Genomic DNA, 15,264 nt, shown 5'->3' with positions numbered 1-15,264 from the left:
GATGCACAGTGTTACAAACCAAATCGATTTACGCATTGCAGTGGCTCCGTTCTCTCGATCAATCGGCGAGATCTTGGCTGATCTGTAAGGAACTTGAAGTTGTTTCACAACGCGGCGTCATCGCGAGGCCGCGCTCACGAAGCTTCTCCACGACGAGCGTGACGGCCTCTCGCGAGATGGCGATCATGGCGTTGTTGTTGAGAGTGGAATTGATGATTCTTGTGGTGTTGGCCAGGAAGAGCCCGGGAACCCCGGTCTCGATCTGGGGGACGTTCTGCGAATAGTGCAGCACCGGAACCGGTTGCACGTACCGTTCGCGGAACAGAAATCGTCGTTCAATGTCGGACTCCTGAAGGTCCGGAATGACGCGCTGGAGGGCAGGCCGGAACTGCGCCCAGATCTCCTCTTCAGGCATGTCAAACAGCGGATCGCCCGGCGCCGTGTACTTTGGCAGATAGACCAGATGATGTCCGGCGGTCTCGTCGCGGGAAATCAGGTTGGTCATTTCAATCACGCCCGTGAAGGGCAGCTCTTCGTCCACAAGATTGGTTACGTAGAACGGACTGAGGCTGCGTTTGAGCACGAGTGCGTAACAGACAATTCCAAGGTATTTGGCGGAGGTCAGTCTCCGCCGGTATTCGGGTGTGAGCTGCGGCGCCTTGGCGGCCAGCGGCGCGCTGGGAATGGTGGACAATGCGGCATCAAACAAACGCTGCTGGCCGCTGCACGTAATCGTCACGCCGCGCTCGTCTCCCGTGATCTGCTCAACCTGTACGCCGCTGTCGATGGTGCCGCCCAGCCTGAGAATCTCCTGCTGCAGACGCTCGAAGACCGTGCGATAGCCGCCGCGAATGTAGCCGAGCCGCTCCTGCTTCGCGCCGTCTTTGTCGCGCGTGGAGTAGAGCCGCGTAATGGTGGCCCAGATGAATGCGGCTGAAGCCTCTTCGCGGCAGGTGCCGAGTTTGCACTTCAGCAGCGGAGCCCACATGCGTTCATAGTTGTTGCGTCCAAAGACGCGCCGCATCCAGTCGCCAACCAGCTCGCCCTCGAGCCGTCGCCCGTCGCGGATCGCGCAGGTATAGAGAATGCCCAGCGCAAAGCGAAGTTTGTCCCAGAGGCTCAACAACGGGAAGCGCAGAAACTCCAGCGATGTGCTGACCGAATGCAGCCGGTTGTTTGCGAAGAAGCCTACCCGCGTAGCCTGCCAGCGCAACTCGCTGCTCAGGCCGAGGTCGTCGATGAGTTGCAGCAAGGGACGGTCGGAGGTCAGGATGCAGTGATAGAAGCGGTCCCAGTGGAAGTCGCCAAAATCGAAGCTGCTGGAGAGTCCGCCGAGGTTGGGCCGTGCCTCCAGGATCGTCACGCGGGCTCCGGCGCGCAGCAGGTAATACGCCGCCGACAGGCCGGTAATGCCTGCGCCGATGACCGCGATATTGCGATGTTCCAAGCCTTGGCTCAAATCAGCGTCCTAACTTTGTGCAATCAGCGCCACGCCGGCGCAGATGACCAGCACCGCCAGCCAGCGCATTCCATCCACGCGCTCGCGGAATAGCACCAGCGAGAGCAGGTTGACCAGGATGTACCCGACACTGAGCAGAGGGAAAGCGTAGGAAAGGTCGAGCCGCTGCACGCCGAGCAGCCACAGCGCAGTGGCCACCACGAAGCACGCGCCCCACGCCCACACCCAGAACTCCGTGGCCACGCGGCGTACCAGCAGGAAGGGGGAAGCGCCCGGCCCCGCGGCGCGCACCCGCGAGAGTCCATGCTTGAGCGAAACTTGCGCCAGCGCACTCAACAGCACGCTGATCCACACCATCGTGCGTGGGCTCATGCAGACCTCCGGTTGGCGCTGCGGTTCAGCAACGCCATGCCCAGCACAATCAGCGCAATGCCCTCGATGCGGCGCGCCGAGACGTGCTCATGCAGCAGAAAAGCGCTGGCCACCACCACCAGCAGGTAGTTCACGCTGGAGAGTGGATACAGAAAGCTGATTTCCTTCTGCCCCACGGCGATCATCCAGAAGACGGTGCCGGCCATGTAAATGGCGAGTCCCAGGAGAACCTCGGGACGTAGCGCGATGTTGAACAGCCGCGCCAGCAGGTCACCCTGCACGGTGTGGCGGGCGGCGGCATTCAGCCCGGCCTTGATCGTCAGGTGTCCGCCGACGACGCAGACCGAGGAGAGCGCAAAGGCCATCCACCAGTGGGTCAGCACGCGGAACCAACTCACGGCGGGTGCGGAGACCACCGCCGGTGCGACTGCTTCCGGCTGGGGAATCGCTAAGCTTGGCGTTTCAAATTCCATAACGGCTCGGCTTCTCCTAGGCAACGGGCTGCTGTGTCGGGGTGCCGCTGGTGACCTGGCGTTGCCAGGCGATGGTGGACTTCAAGCCTTCTTCGAGCGGGACACGGGCTTCAAAGCCGAGCACGGTGCGCGCCTTTGTCGTGTCAGGCACGCGGCGCATCACGTCTTCGTAGCGGCGTCCGTTGATGTCGTTATAAGGAATGAATTGCAGGTTGAGCGGGTGCGCGCTGCCGGAGAGCCGGTGGATGGTGCGCGCCAGTTCGACGATGCTGATCTCTTCGGTGCTGCCGATGTTGAATATCTCGCCGTCAGGGCCGTTCAGCAGCACGGAGGCCAGTCCGGCCACGGTGTCGGAAACATAGGTGAAGCTGCGCGTCTGCTTGCCGTCGCCGTGGATGGGAATCTGCTCGCCGTTGAAGACTGCGTTAATGAAGACCGATTGCGGCCCGCCCCACCAGGTCAGGTTCTGCCGTGGCCCGTAGGAGCCGAAGATGCGCACGATGCTCACCGGGATGCCGTGGGCGTCGGCCATCGCCAGTGCCAGGTGCTCGTCAAATAACTTGGAGACCGCGTACGACCAGCGCGCCACCTTGGACGAGCCGAGCACGGAGACGCTCTCTTCGGAGAAGGGAACTTCGGGGTTGCGTCCGTAGACGTCGGAGGTGGAGGCCAGCATGAACTTGGCGCTGTTTTCCACGGCCACCTGCAGCACGTTTTCGCCGCCGTGCGCGTTGATCAGCAGTGTATCGATGGCCTTGCCGTAGCGCGGAATCTTGAAGGCCGCGAGGTGGGCAATGAAGTTGACGCCCTGTGCCGCCTCGCGCAGCGCGGAGAGGTCGCGCACATCCACCTGTCGGAACTGAAAGCGCGGATTGCGGCGCGCCAGTTCAAGGTTCTCCAGCGATCCCTGCGAAAGGTTATCGACGCCGATGACGGTGTGGCCCTGCGCCAGCAGCAGGTCTGTCAGGTGTGAACCGAGGAAGCCGGCCGCGCCGGTAATCAGGATGGTGTGCGACATCAAGCGGCCCCCTGCCGTGTGGCTTGCGTGTTCAAGAGCAAATTCAAAATGGTCTCGGAGGCGTGTCCGCCGCCGAAGGCCGCGAGGTTCGGGCTTCCCGTCGGATGGTCGGTGCCGCTCCAGAGCCGTTCAACGCCCTGCCGAATCTGCGTGGCGCCCGCGGTGAGCAAACGGTTCCAGCCTCCCTCCAGGGTCTCCACCCACTCGGTCTCCCCGCGCACGGTCAGGCAGGGGATGCCAAGAAAGTAGGCTTCCTTCTGCACGCCGCCGGAGTCGGTGACGATCAGCCGTGCGCCTTGCTCCAGCGACAGCATGGAGAGGTAGGAAACCGGCTCGATCAGGCGCACGTTCTTCGAGCGGTCCACGGCCTCGCACAGCGGCTGCAAAGTCGCATCGCGCAGCATCAGTGCCCGCGTGCGCGGGTGAACCGGGAAGACCACCGGACAGTTCAGCGAGAGCATCGCCTCCAGCACCTCGGCCACGCACTCGGCGGAGCCGGTGTTTTCGGCGCGGTGGATGGTGAGCAATACGTATTCGTTCTGGTGCAGACCGAGAGAGGCGGGTGTGCCGGTTGCGCGGGCGGCTTCGCGCCAGTGCAGCACGGCATCCAGCATCACGTCGCCGCAGCACTCCACGCCATCCACCACACCTTCGCGTGCGAGGTTGCGCACGGCGGTCTGAGTCGGGCAGAGCAGGAGATTGGAGACGTGGTCGGTGAGCACGCGGTTGATCTCTTCCGGCATCTGGCGGTTATAGCTGCGCAGGCCGGCTTCGACGTGCGCCAGCGGAACCCCGAGCTTTGTTGCGGCCAGCGCCCCGGCCAGCGTCGAGTTCGTGTCGCCGTAGACCACGACCATCTGCGGGCGGTCGGCGAGGAGCAACGCCTCGATCTTCTCCAGCATCGCCGCCGTCTGCTGCCCATGCGGGCCGGAGCCGACACCCAGGTTCACGTCCGGCAGCGGAATGTGCAGTTCCTCGAAGAAGAGCGCGGACATCTTCGGGTCGTAGTGCTGGCCGGTGTGCACGATGGTATGGCGCAGGCCGGGCTCGGAGTTCGTCCGGGCCGCGATGGCGTTGGCCAGCATCGCCACCTTCACGAACTGGGGCCGCGCGCCGACGATAGAGAGAATGTGCAAACCGCGCTCCTACTGGTTATCGAGCAGTTGATCTTCCGGCACCGGACGCAGCACGCGGGCCGGTGTGCCGCAGACGATCATGCGTGCCGGAACGTCATGCGTGACCACCGAACCGGCCGCCACCAGCGCGTCCGCACCTACGGTAATGCCCGGCAGGAACGTGGCGTTGGCTCCCACGCGCGCGCCACGCTCCAGCGTGACGCCCTTGTGGTACTTGAAGCGGTCCTTAGTGCGGCCGAGGAAGTTGTCGTTGGTGAAGGTGACTTCCGGCGCGATGAAGCAGCCGTCGCCGACCTCGGAGAGCGCCGTGATGTAAGCCTCGGTCTCGATCTTGCAGCGTGAGCCGATGCGCACCTTGTTCTCCACGGTGACGCCGCGGCCGATGATGGTGTAGGCACCGATCTCAACGTCTTCGCGCACCGAAGCCAGGTCGGCCACCATCACCTTCTCGCGCAGGATGCAGCCGCGGTAGACCACCGTCATCGCGCCCAGGATGCAGCCGCTTTCGATCACGCAAGGCGGCAACGTCTGTTCCTTGGTGATGGCGCTGAGGGCGGCCTTCATGGGCAGCTTGCCGATGACGCTGTTGTCATCGATGCGCACGTTGTCGCCGATCACCGTGTCGGGGTGGATGACCACCCCGTGCCCGATGCGGCAGTCGCGCCCGATTACGACATTCTCGGAGAGAATGACGTTATGCCCGTATTGCGTGCCACTTCCGAGTTGCGCTTGCGGGTGGGTAAAGCTGGACACTGGGCTCTCCTTTGATTTTGACGGGAATTCCATCCATTTCCATCGAACGCTGTGCCGCTTCGAGAATGCGGATCACGCGCAGGCCATCCTGTGCGTCGCTGAGCGGCTTGCTGCGGGTGCGCACGCAATCGACAAAGTGCTGGCACTCGAGCTTCAGCGGCTCTGCGGTATCGATGCGCGGAATGACGATGTCGCCAAAGCGCACTTGAATCGAATCGCCAAAGTTGCGGATGGCTGGCACCTCGGCGTGGTTGTCGTAGATGCGCAGCTTCTCGCTGGCCTCCGTGTCATCAAAGACCACCATCTTGTTGGCGCCCACAATGGTTGTACGGCGGATCTTGTGCGGGTCCAGCCAGCTCAGGTGCACGTGGGCCATGATGCGGTTTTCAAAGTACAGGCTGAGGAAGACCACGTCCTCAATGCCTTCCTGAATGAAGCTCTGGCCGCGCACGCTGACGTCAGTAGGCTCCATGCCGAGGATGTACATGATCTGCGACAAGTCGTGCGGGGCAAAGCTCCACAGCGCGTTCTCATCCCCGCGGATGCGGCCAAGGTTCACGCGCTGGGTGTAGATGTAGAAGACCTCGCCCAGTTCGCCATCGGCGATCATCTGCTTCAGGCGGCGCACGGCGGGGTGGTACTCCAGCAGGTGCCCCACCATGAGCACGCGCTGGTCGTGCTCGGCCAGTGCCGCCAGCGACTCGGCATCGTGGATGTTGAGCGTGAACGGCTTCTCGATGAAGACGTCTTTGCCCGCCAGCAACGCCTGTTGCGCAAGCTGGTAGTGCATCACCGCGGGAGCGGAGATGACGACGGCGTCAATCTCATCGCGCTCAAGCATCTCGGTCAGGTTGGCGGCCGGTTTCACCGTGGGCCAGGCCTTCACGGCGGCGGCCGTGCGACGCGCATCCGTGTCGCAGCAGGTCACCAGCTCACAATCGCGCAGTTCGTGGAAGCTGCGCGCCACGTTCCAACCCCAGGCCCCGAGTCCCACTACTCCAACACGAACCATGGCAAACTCTCCTTAAAGTGATTAGCGTGCATTGTTTTCGGGGGATGGTTTCAGCGGCGGCTGTGCGCCTCCGCGAGCGTTGCGCGCCAGCATCGCCAGGTGCTGGCGTATGGTGCGCAGAACTTTCATCTTGCTGTGGCCGATCTTGCGGCTGTGCAGCACCATGGGAACTTCCGTGATGCGGTAGCCTGCAGAGGCGGCGCGGATCAGAATCTCCGGCGCCGAAACAAAGCCGTCTTCCACGAAGGAAACCAGTCGCGTGACCGGGCGGCGATAGGCGCGGAAGACGCTGGTGTAGGTGTAAAGCCTGACATGCGCGAATTGCCGGTAGAGCGCCGAGCATCCCCGGCTCAGAGCCAGCCGCCACTCGGGAACGCCGTCGACGCCGCCCTGCGGATGGTAGGGCGATGCCACGGCGATGTCGGCTCCTTCGCGGTCCAAGGCGTCCACCAGCAGGCGAAGGTTCTCGGGTCCGTAGGAGCAGTCGGCGTCGATGGTGCAGACGATTTCGCCGCTGGCAGCGGCAAAGCCCGTGCGGAAGGCCGCGCCCACGCCGCGGTTCTGCTCATGCTTTATCACCTGGCATCCGGGGCGTCCGCCGAAGACGCGCTTGAGCTGCTCAAAGGTGCTGTCGGCGCTGCCATCGTCGACGAAGACGAATTCCAGCGGCCGCTCCGGCCACTGCTGGCGCACGGTCTGCAACCGCTCGTCCAGGTAATCCACGCCGGTCTCCTCGTTGTAAACGGGGACGACGACGGAGATCAGCGAATCCTGCGCGGCGTAGCTCATCGTGCAACGCTCTCCTTGAGCGCATTTGCCACGGCCGTGGCCGCCTGCCGGCTCTGCGTGGCGGTCATCTCGGGATAGATGGGCAGTGACAGTACCTCCTCGCATGCAGCTTCGGTCTGCGGCAGGTCTCCGCGCTTGTAGCCCAGATTTGCGTAGATGGGCTGGAGATGAATCGGGGTGGGGTAGTAGACCATGCTCGGCACGCCCTGCTCTTTCAGGCTGGCCTGCACGGCGTCGCGGTGCTGCACGCGCACGGTGTACTGATGGAATACGTGTTCGCACTCCGCCGCGGTCTGCGGCAGCGTAAGGCCCGGAATGCCCATCAGCAACTCGTCGTAGGCGGCGGCGCGCTCGCGGCGGCCCTGCTCCCAGTCCGGCAGATGGCGCAGCTTCACGCGCAGAATGGCGGCCTGCAACTCATCCAGACGGCTGTTCCAGCCCTGCTCCACGCTGTAATACTTCTTTGTCGCGCCGTGGGCGCGCAGCGAACGCAGATGAGTGGCGATCTCTTCCGAGTCGGTGACGATCATGCCGCCGTCGCCATAGCCACCCAGGTTCTTGCTGGGGAAGAAGCTGAGGCAGCCCACGTCGCCGAAGCTGGCAGTCCTGCGTCCGTGGTAGCGGGCGCCAATGGCCTGCGCCGTGTCCTCGATGACGCGCAGGTTGTGGCGGGCGGCAATGTCCATGATCGCCGTCATCTCCGCCGGGTGTCCGTAGAGATGCACGGGCACGATGGCGCGCGTCCGGGGCGTGATCTTCGCTTCGATCAGCGCCGGGTCCATGCAGAAGGTGTCCGGGGCGATATCGACAAACACCGGCACGGCACCCAGCAGGCTCACGCAGTCGGCGGTGGCGATGAAGGTGAACGAGGGCACCAGCACTTCGTCGCCCGGCTTGACGCCGCACGCGGCCAGCGCCAGCGTCAGGGCGTCGGTGCCGGAGCCTACGCCGACGCCGAACTTCCGCTCGCAGTAGGCGGCAACTTCGCTCTCCAGCTTCTGAACCTCAGGTCCGAGGATGAAGTGCTGCGAAACCAGCACGCTTTCAATGGCGGCCTGAATCTCGTCACGGATCGACAGGTACTGCGCGCCCAGGTCGAGCATCGGCAGCGCGTTGTTCACGGCTTCAATGGCAGGCTTCATGAATGTCCTTCCGGGTCAGTGAACCGGTTCCACAGAGTATCCGTCGATGGTGACGGCGACGGATTGATGGATGAGGTCGACGGAGATGACCAGCTTCTGCATGCCGCGCACGGCGGTCAGCACGCCCTGGACGCCGTCCAGTGCGCCGCCACGGATGCGAACCCGCTGGCCTAGCTTCAGGTTGCCGAGTGTGATCAACGGCAGCCGATTCTCCAGCACGGTTTGCAGGCTCTCAATCTGGTGGTCGGGGATGGGGGCAGCCGAGCCTGCCACCGAGACAAAGCGAAAGACGCCCATCGTCTTCAAAACTTCCAACTGCTGCTGCGGGCCGGGCGCAAGGCGCACAAAGACGTAGCAGGAGAACAGCGGCACCTCCACCATCTTCGTGCGGTCGCTCCAGCGATGCGCTTCCCGCAACGTGGGAACATAACTGGTGATTCCGCGCTGCTCCAAGTCGGCGCTAATGCGCTTCTCGTGCCGCGCACGAGTCTGCACCGCATACCATTGCCGAGGCTCCACGGCGCTGGCCGACTGAAGTACTTCTGTTTGCAACAATGTTTGTTCGACGCTGGACACAGCTTCGCCCTCTGAGTCCCATCCGGTTCTTTGACATAAGTCTTCTGGCTGCCCGGATGGAGACATCGCGCTCCCACGCGCTGCACCTCGGGAGTAAGCACTCGTAGTACCAAAGCGCCCATCGCGGATGGAGTGTTGCGGCGCATTAAATGAAGCTGAATTCAGTCCTGCCATCTTGTGGTTAATGGGCAGAGAAGCAAGGAGTTAGATCGAATTTTTGATTGAATGCCCGGACGCTGACGCAGCCTCTCTCAGTCCCATACATAAGAGATGGAATTCCAACGCCACTCGTGGCGCCTCTCCGCGCGACTCCGGAAAGGGAAGGAAGGGCAAGTTTGAGCAAACCATTTCACACAGGAAAGGGAACTCTTCCGGTTCATCTCGAACGAGGACTCCAGAAGCTGAGAGGAATGGTCCGACGGATTGGATGATCTGACCACCCGCGAAAAGGTCAAGGCGGCTGCTCGGAGAGCTGCCGCCTCGAATGTACGAGATTTGGGGATCATGTGTCCGGCCGCCGTGCGCGGTTTGGGGAACGGTGCTGCTGCTGCCTGCCGCAGGCTGCTGCTGCTTCCGGGCGCGTGCGCGTGGTTAGCAGTGGATGAGGTTGGGTGCCTGGATGCCCTTGGTGGCGTTGCGTGTGTCGACGACCAGCTTGGCCTCGCGGACGATCTTTGCATAGTCGTAGGCGGAGTGGTCGGTGACGATGAGCACGCAGTCGAACTCGGGCACCTTCTCCAGCGGCGTCGAGGTCATGTTCAGGTTGTAGTGGCGTCCGTGGCCGACCTTGGCAAAGTAGGGGTCGTTGTAGCTGACCTTGGCACCGCGCTTTTCGAGCAGCTCCAGAATGGTCAGCGAGGGCGACTCGCGCAGGTCGTCGATGTCCTTCTTGTAGGCCACGCCGAGCACCAGCACCTTGGCACCGTTGAGCGCCTTGCCGTGCTTGCTCAAGGCTTCCATCACCTGCTCGACGACGAAGTAAGGCATCTGCATGTTGACTTCGCCTGCCAGCTCGATGAACTTGGTGCGGAAGTCGAACTCCTTGGCCTTCCACGAGAGGTAGAAGGGGTCGATGGGGATGCAGTGGCCGCCCAGTCCGGGGCCGGGATAGAAGGCCTGGAAGCCGAAAGGCTTTGTCTTGGCCGCCTCAATCACTTCCCAGATGTCGATGTTCATGCGCAGCGCCAGCTGCTTCAGCTCGTTGACCAGCGCGATGTTGACGCAGCGGTAGATGTTCTCCAGCAGCTTGGTCATCTCAGCCGCGGCCGGGGTTGAGACCGGCACGGTGCGGCGGAAGATGCTGCCGTAGAGAGCGGCGGCGATCTTCGATCCGTCGCTGTCGAGCCCGCCGATGACCTTGGGAATGTCGTGCCGGGCGACCTGGTCGTTGCCGGGGTCCTCTCGCTCGGGCGAGAAGACGACGTGAAAGTCGCCGGGCTGCTGCTCGCCTGTGGGCAGGGTGCGGCAGGCCTTCAGGCCTTCGGGGTTCTGCTTCTCCAGAATGGGGACAAGTATCTCCTCGGTGGTTCCGGGGTAGGTGGTGCTTTCGAGGATGATGGTCTGTCCGCGGCGGATGTGCGGCGCCAGCGACTGTGCGGTCTTGACGATGTAGCTGAGGTCGGGCTGGTGATACTCGTCGAGCGGGGTGGGCACGCAGATGATGACGGCGTCCATCTCGGAGATCTTGTGGAAGTCGGCGGTGGCGGCAAAGCCTGCCTTGTGCGCGGCGGCAATCTCGTTGGGCTCAATGCGGACAATGTAGCTGCCGCCCTGGTTGAGGGTCTCCACCTTGCGTGTGTCCACGTCAAAGCCGGTGACGCGGAAACGCTCGCCGCTGAACAGCAGCACCAGCGGCAATCCCACGTACCCCAACCCCACCACTCCAACGCGCGCTTCCCGCGCATCAATCCGGCGAAGTGCTTCTGCAGTCGCGCTCAGCGACGGCTGAACCGTAACGGCCATTCCATCCTCCTGAAATTGTGTGCGCGGGAAGCGGGCAGAGGTTGCCCATCGGCTGCCAGCAGCAGCCGTCTGCCCGTGCGGAACCTGCCCTGATGTGGGCTGGACAAACTGCCTGACCGGACACATGCGCGCATGGCTGGTTGGCGGCGCGCCTCGGGGGCGTCAACGGTGAAGTGGTTTGCCCAGCCCAATCACCGGCCCGCGACCTTCAAGGCGACGTGGGCCGGATTGCTTTGCGCCGTTGGTTGACGGCGCGTGCGAGGAGCGTTGATGCACCTTCACTTCCAAACACAAATCCCGTTCGGTATCGACCGGGCCTCGCAAAATGCCTAAGACAATCCGGCATTTCATGTCGCGATTAAGCCCGGAAAGGATGTATTTACAAAGTGCTACGGACATGGCAGCGACGCGCGAAGTCCAGAGAAGCCCTTGCTGCAGAGATCTGTGATCTGCATACTCTTGCAGAGCAATGCCAGCCCCAGTGACCCTTCAGACGCACTGGGGCGCAACGGAAGACGTCAGGAGACAGCACTCAGAAATTCGTAATGCTCAATCTTGATGGCGATACCGTCGCTTGTCTCGCCCACCTCTCTCCGAACCACTACTCCGGTACAGAGCGCCAGCAACTTGCAGGCGGTAGTGGTTTCCGGCGGAAAGGTAACGATGAACTGCAGGCGATCCACCGCAGGAACTTGTTTGTCTACGTAGACAAACAGGCCCGATGCGCTGATGTCGCGGGTGGAAAGCAGCAGTCGTTCGCCACCCTCGAGCATGAGCTTGACGGGCGAGGAGACACGGTAACGGGCTGACAGTCGGCGGTCGACTGGAGGGGCAGGAAGCTCGCTATCTGGTTTTCGGTCCCACATTGTGACGGCCTTTGCACTCTTGAGATTGTTCATATCTGAGCACAACGTTCCGTGAAGTTCCGGCAAGCTCGGGTTCACTTGGCAGAGGTTAGTTGCACACGGAGTGCCGAACGGAAGCCATTGAATTGACGGCAACTGCGCCATGTCACGCAGCCATCCTGCAAGTCATTTCACGATGATTCCGGCAAATTACCCTTATTTGGGGCAACTCCATTTACGAAACGCGGAGTTTCGAACTGTCCGGAAATAACAAAAGGGCCGCGCCCGAAGGCACGGCCCGCAAGTGTTCTGCGTGCGCGTCTACTTCACCGGCACGAACTTCTCACCCACAATCTGCTGCGCTTCGGGGGTGAGCATGAAATCGAGGAACGCTTTCACGTTGCCCTCGATGGGCTGTTTGGTTACGAGCACCAGCGGTCTTGTCAGCGGATACTTACCCGCCTGCACGCCCGCCCGCGTCGGCTCGCCGCCATCGACGGCGATAGGCACTACGCCTGACTTGGCGAACGACATGGACGACGCCGTAATGCCGTTCGCGTCCTTCTGCACCTCGGCGATGCAGTTGGTCGCGTCGTCCAGCTCGTGCACCTTGCCGTACTGCTCGGTGCCGAGCACCATCGTGCGGAAGGCCTCGACCGTTGCGCGGCCGCCCGTCAGCTTCTCGCTGTAGATCACGATCGGCTGATCGGCACCTCCGACCTGCTTCCAGTTGGTGACGCGCCCGGTGAAGATCTCCTTCAGTTGCGCGCGCGTGAGTGCCTTCACCGGGTTCGACTGATTGACGAAGACGCCCATCACGTCATAACCGATGGTGACCGCCGCCGTCAGTTGCGCCTTCTCCTCGGAGGTGACCGCGCGGGCCACGCCGCCGAAAGTGACCTTGCCGTCGCGAGCCGCAACCAGTCCGGCCTTGGCACCCGCACCACCAATCGCGCTGAAGTTCACGCCGGTCTTGGCCGCGAACATGTGTGCCGCCTTTGGCATGATGCCCGTGCCGATGGTGGTTGCGCCTTCGTAGGTGAAGACCTCATGCGCGGCCGCAGGCTTTGCTGCCTGCGGTGTTGCGGAAGCCGCCACCAGGTGCCCGCCCGAGGGGGCGTCCTCAAACTTGCGGTGGCACTGGCCGCAATCGTTGAAGGCCTTTTCGCCGTTGTGGCAGGCGAAGCATTTGCGGTCGGAGGTGTGGTCCTCCATGGTGATCCGCGCTTCCTTCTTCGTGGCGAACAGCGTGTTGTGGCAGTCGTTGCAAACGTAGCCCTTGGCGGCGTGGACGCGGCCGTCGAAGATGACGCGGCCTTGTCCGGCGCCGCCATAGAGCAACGCTTTGCCCTGATCGGTGGCGAAGGCGCAGGAGGTCGCCATCACCACCGTCAGGGTTGCGAGCAACTTGAGTAAGAGCCGGCTCATGCGCGCATCTCCAGAATGGCGCGCGAGACCCGTGCGGCGCTGGCCGTGCCGGTCAGCACCATCGAGTCCGTCAGCTCGCTCTTGATGTCGTTGATGAGCAGTGCCACGCCGTCTTTGCCAGCGCCGAAAGCGCCGCGCACCAGCGGACGTCCGCAGAGCGTGGCGTCGGCACCGAGCGCAACCAGCTTCAGCACATCGGCACCGTGGCGCACGGAGCCGTCCGCCAGCAGCAGCGTCTTGCCCTTTACCTTGGCGGCGATGGCAGGCAGCACTTCGGCCACGCCCGGCGTGTGGTCCAGCACGCGCCCGCCGTGGTTGCTCACCACAATGCCGCGCGCGCCGCAATCAACCGCCACCTGCGCCTCGTGCACGCTCATGATGCCCTTGATGATCAGCGGCAGCTTGGTCGCCTTGGCCAACTCGGCCAACTGCTTCGGCGTCTTCGGCTCCACGGTCTGGCCGGGGACGGCGCGAGCGGCGCGGCCTGCGGAATCAATGTCGATGGCGATGGCCAGCGCGCCGGCTTCCTCAATCAGATGCATGCGCTTGATGATCTCGTCCTGCGTCTTGGGCTTGATGGTGACAATGACGCGCTGCTTGAACTGCGGCACAATCGCCAGGCGGCGCTGGAAGACATCCATGGGGTCGCCAATGCCGTCGGCTACCCAGCCAATGGTGCCCGCCTGCGCGCAACCGCCCAGAATGGCCTCGACGAATTCTTCTTCGCCGATCTTGCCGCCCATGTTGTAGGTGGTGCCGCCGGTGGCGCCGGACATCATCGGCAGCGCAATCGTCTGTCCGAAGATGCTCACCGTCAGGTCCGGATGCTTCACCTCATGAAAGGTGGACATGCGCAGGTGAACCTTGGCGAGCGACTGATAGTTGTTCTTGAACGCCATTCCGGTGCCGATGCCGCCGAAGCCCGGCACCTCGCCGGCGCAGGCCACACCATCGCACTCCGGGCAGACGCGGCAGCGCGGGAAGAGCTTTTCACGCGCGACGCGCAGCACCTCGGCCTTGGTCAGCTTGCCCTTGGCCGGAGTGTCGGCCGGGGCGGCAGCGGGCGCGGGCAGCGGCTCTGCGGCAGCGCGCTCCACAAGAGGCAGCGAAATGGCCGCGACGCCCAGCGCCGATGCGGTGGTGAGGAAGTTACGACGGCTTACACCCTGTTCCGAATGATTCGACATGATGAATAAATTCCTTTGCAAATAAAGTTGAAGAAACTATGGCCGTCGCGCATGCACCTCTCTCGAAGCCGCATGGTGGGCGGGCAAACGCGTACACAAGCCAACGGCTCGCGCACGCCGCGGGCAGAGACAGTTCTGCCACGTTGCCGATGAGCCGGTCAGTTCCGCACGATGCAGGGCTACGCAAATGCGCACGCACACTCACGCAACGTCTCTCCGTGCATGCTCAAGCACACGAGCACACCGGAGACGTGGAACTGCCGGAATGAAAAGGAATCAGCCGAGGAAGGGAGGAGGCCGGTTAAACGGAAGCTGGATGCGGAGCACCGGACGCGGCTCGCCGAACTGCTGCGCGTGAACCACGGCGCAGGGTTGCGGCGGAGCGATAGTGGTGACAATGACAGGAAGGAACAGCACCACCACCGGCAGGTTCAACTGCCGACGCTTCGATGCCTGCTTCTGGATGTCTCCGTGCGAGAGGCCGGTGCAGACGGGGCAGACCTTGATGGTCGCCGTCAGCAGCGCCGCGCAGAACAGCAGCACGACCATGCAGCGCAGAATGCGTTGCGTGTCCCACCGGGTTGTGTGGCTCTGGCGCATGACCTCTCACAGGCACGTTAGCACAAAGCTCCACGTTGGTGGAGTGACGCGCGGCAGGAAACTGTGAATTGTCGGCAAAAACAAACGCCGCTCCGGAGATACGGAACGGTCGGTCTGGAAAATACGAGGAATGTTGTGAATGGTGGAGGCGACGGGAGTTGAACCCGTGTCCGAAAACGCCACTGGCAAGGAGCCTACATACTTAGTCGCGTTCATGCTACGGGCATTACCCCGCAACGTTCGCTTCTCGCGCTCAGAACGGACAAGACGCGCGATTGGCTAGCCCGTGGATCTCGCCGCAAGCCCCCGGACGTAGGGCTTGAAGCCAGCCTACTGTGCGACGCGCCGTATCCGCCCGTAGGCGAAGCGGAAGGGAGCGGCTACCTAATTAGGCAGCGTATGCCAGGTCTTGATTGGCAATTATGGTTTTGCACACAGTTACGGGCGCGTGCACCCCGGTATGCCTCCTGGCCGCGAACATTTCCGTCGAAGCCGTGACGCCCCCATCCTTG

15 protein-coding genes and 1 other RNA gene are annotated in these 15,264 nt (G+C 62.8%); all 16 read right to left on the bottom strand.

What is annotated here, in order from left to right; genetic code table 11:
* Positions 1-58: 58 nt before the first annotated feature.
* On the bottom strand, positions 59-1,447 hold the full coding sequence (locus AC6IZO_RS06010) for an NAD(P)/FAD-dependent oxidoreductase (RefSeq protein WP_497808986.1): 1,389 nt from the start codon (positions 1,445-1,447) through the stop codon (positions 59-61).
* 21 nt (positions 1,448-1,468) lie between these two features.
* A complete protein-coding gene (locus AC6IZO_RS06005; RefSeq protein WP_497808984.1) occupies positions 1,469-1,831 on the bottom strand; it encodes a DMT family transporter in 363 nt (120 codons plus the stop codon).
* Positions 1,828-2,304, bottom strand: a complete 477-nt coding sequence (locus tag AC6IZO_RS06000) for a DMT family transporter (RefSeq protein ID WP_497808982.1) — start codon at positions 2,302-2,304, stop codon at positions 1,828-1,830. Before AC6IZO_RS06000 ends, AC6IZO_RS06005 begins: the two co-directional genes overlap by 4 nt.
* Positions 2,305-2,320: 16 nt before the next feature.
* Positions 2,321-3,322, bottom strand: coding sequence for a GDP-mannose 4,6-dehydratase (locus AC6IZO_RS05995; protein ID WP_497808980.1), 1,002 nt, complete (start codon positions 3,320-3,322; stop codon positions 2,321-2,323).
* Positions 3,322-4,458 carry a non-hydrolyzing UDP-N-acetylglucosamine 2-epimerase gene (gene wecB, locus AC6IZO_RS05990; RefSeq protein WP_497808978.1) on the bottom strand — a complete coding sequence of 379 codons (1,137 nt, stop codon included), beginning with the start codon at positions 4,456-4,458 and terminating at the stop codon, positions 3,322-3,324. Before wecB ends, AC6IZO_RS05995 begins: the two co-directional genes overlap by 1 nt.
* Before the next feature lie 9 nt (positions 4,459-4,467).
* Positions 4,468-5,211 carry an acyltransferase gene (locus AC6IZO_RS05985; RefSeq protein WP_497808976.1) on the bottom strand — a complete coding sequence of 248 codons (744 nt, stop codon included), beginning with the start codon at positions 5,209-5,211 and terminating at the stop codon, positions 4,468-4,470.
* Positions 5,153-6,223, bottom strand: a complete 1,071-nt coding sequence (locus AC6IZO_RS05980) for a Gfo/Idh/MocA family protein (RefSeq protein WP_497808974.1) — start codon at positions 6,221-6,223, stop codon at positions 5,153-5,155. The genes AC6IZO_RS05985 and AC6IZO_RS05980 overlap by 59 nt, the downstream gene beginning before the upstream one ends.
* Before the next feature lie 21 nt (positions 6,224-6,244).
* Positions 6,245-7,012, bottom strand: coding sequence for a glycosyltransferase family 2 protein (locus tag AC6IZO_RS05975; protein ID WP_497808972.1), 768 nt, complete (start codon positions 7,010-7,012; stop codon positions 6,245-6,247).
* Entirely contained in the window at positions 7,009-8,154 is a 1,146-nt protein-coding gene (locus AC6IZO_RS05970; protein ID WP_497808970.1) for a DegT/DnrJ/EryC1/StrS family aminotransferase, read from the bottom strand. The genes AC6IZO_RS05975 and AC6IZO_RS05970 overlap by 4 nt, the downstream gene beginning before the upstream one ends.
* Positions 8,155-8,169: 15 nt before the next feature.
* Complete coding sequence (locus AC6IZO_RS05965) at positions 8,170-8,706, bottom strand: UpxY family transcription antiterminator (RefSeq protein ID WP_497808968.1); 537 nt, start codon at positions 8,704-8,706, stop codon at positions 8,170-8,172.
* 615 nt (positions 8,707-9,321) lie between these two features.
* Positions 9,322-10,692, bottom strand: coding sequence for a nucleotide sugar dehydrogenase (locus tag AC6IZO_RS05960; RefSeq protein WP_497808966.1), 1,371 nt, complete (start codon positions 10,690-10,692; stop codon positions 9,322-9,324).
* A 518-nt stretch (positions 10,693-11,210) separates the two neighbouring features.
* Positions 11,211-11,591, bottom strand: a complete 381-nt coding sequence (locus AC6IZO_RS05955; protein WP_497808964.1) for a PilZ domain-containing protein — start codon at positions 11,589-11,591, stop codon at positions 11,211-11,213.
* 267 nt (positions 11,592-11,858) lie between these two features.
* Positions 11,859-12,965: a substrate-binding domain-containing protein gene (locus tag AC6IZO_RS05950; RefSeq protein ID WP_497808962.1), complete on the bottom strand. Its 1,107-nt coding sequence runs from the start codon at positions 12,963-12,965 to the stop codon at positions 11,859-11,861.
* Positions 12,962-14,152 (bottom strand): alpha-hydroxy-acid oxidizing protein, encoded by a 1,191-nt coding sequence (locus AC6IZO_RS05945; protein WP_497808960.1) that lies wholly within the window; start codon positions 14,150-14,152, stop codon positions 12,962-12,964. Before AC6IZO_RS05945 ends, AC6IZO_RS05950 begins: the two co-directional genes overlap by 4 nt.
* Positions 14,153-14,428: 276 nt before the next feature.
* Entirely contained in the window at positions 14,429-14,752 is a 324-nt protein-coding gene (locus AC6IZO_RS05940) for a hypothetical protein (protein ID WP_497808958.1), read from the bottom strand.
* Between the two features lie 140 nt (positions 14,753-14,892).
* Positions 14,893-15,257, bottom strand: a transfer-messenger RNA (tmRNA) gene (gene ssrA / locus AC6IZO_RS05935).
* Positions 15,258-15,264: the final 7 nt, after the last annotated feature.

Source organism: Oryzophilus luti (genome assembly GCF_059726245.1).
The sequence above is the reverse complement of the archived record's forward strand: the minus strand, read 5'-3'. Positions and strand labels throughout refer to the sequence as shown.

Coding starts and splice junctions, on each gene's coding strand:
- AC6IZO_RS06005 (WP_497808984.1), bottom strand. CDS start 1,831: ATGAGCCCACGCACGATGGTGTGGATCAGCGTGCTGTTGAGTGCGCTG.
- AC6IZO_RS06000 (WP_497808982.1), bottom strand. CDS start 2,304: ATGGAATTTGAAACGCCAAGCTTAGCGATTCCCCAGCCGGAAGCAGTC.
- AC6IZO_RS05995 (WP_497808980.1), bottom strand. CDS start 3,322: ATGTCGCACACCATCCTGATTACCGGCGCGGCCGGCTTCCTCGGTTCA.
- AC6IZO_RS05980 (WP_497808974.1), bottom strand. CDS start 6,223: ATGGTTCGTGTTGGAGTAGTGGGACTCGGGGCCTGGGGTTGGAACGTG.
- AC6IZO_RS05975 (WP_497808972.1), bottom strand. CDS start 7,012: ATGAGCTACGCCGCGCAGGATTCGCTGATCTCCGTCGTCGTCCCCGTT.
- AC6IZO_RS05970 (WP_497808970.1), bottom strand. CDS start 8,154: ATGAAGCCTGCCATTGAAGCCGTGAACAACGCGCTGCCGATGCTCGAC.
- AC6IZO_RS05960 (WP_497808966.1), bottom strand. CDS start 10,692: ATGGCCGTTACGGTTCAGCCGTCGCTGAGCGCGACTGCAGAAGCACTT.
- AC6IZO_RS05955 (WP_497808964.1), bottom strand. CDS start 11,591: ATGAACAATCTCAAGAGTGCAAAGGCCGTCACAATGTGGGACCGAAAA.
- AC6IZO_RS05950 (WP_497808962.1), bottom strand. CDS start 12,965: ATGAGCCGGCTCTTACTCAAGTTGCTCGCAACCCTGACGGTGGTGATG.
- AC6IZO_RS05945 (WP_497808960.1), bottom strand. CDS start 14,152: ATGTCGAATCATTCGGAACAGGGTGTAAGCCGTCGTAACTTCCTCACC.
- AC6IZO_RS05940 (WP_497808958.1), bottom strand. CDS start 14,752: ATGCGCCAGAGCCACACAACCCGGTGGGACACGCAACGCATTCTGCGC.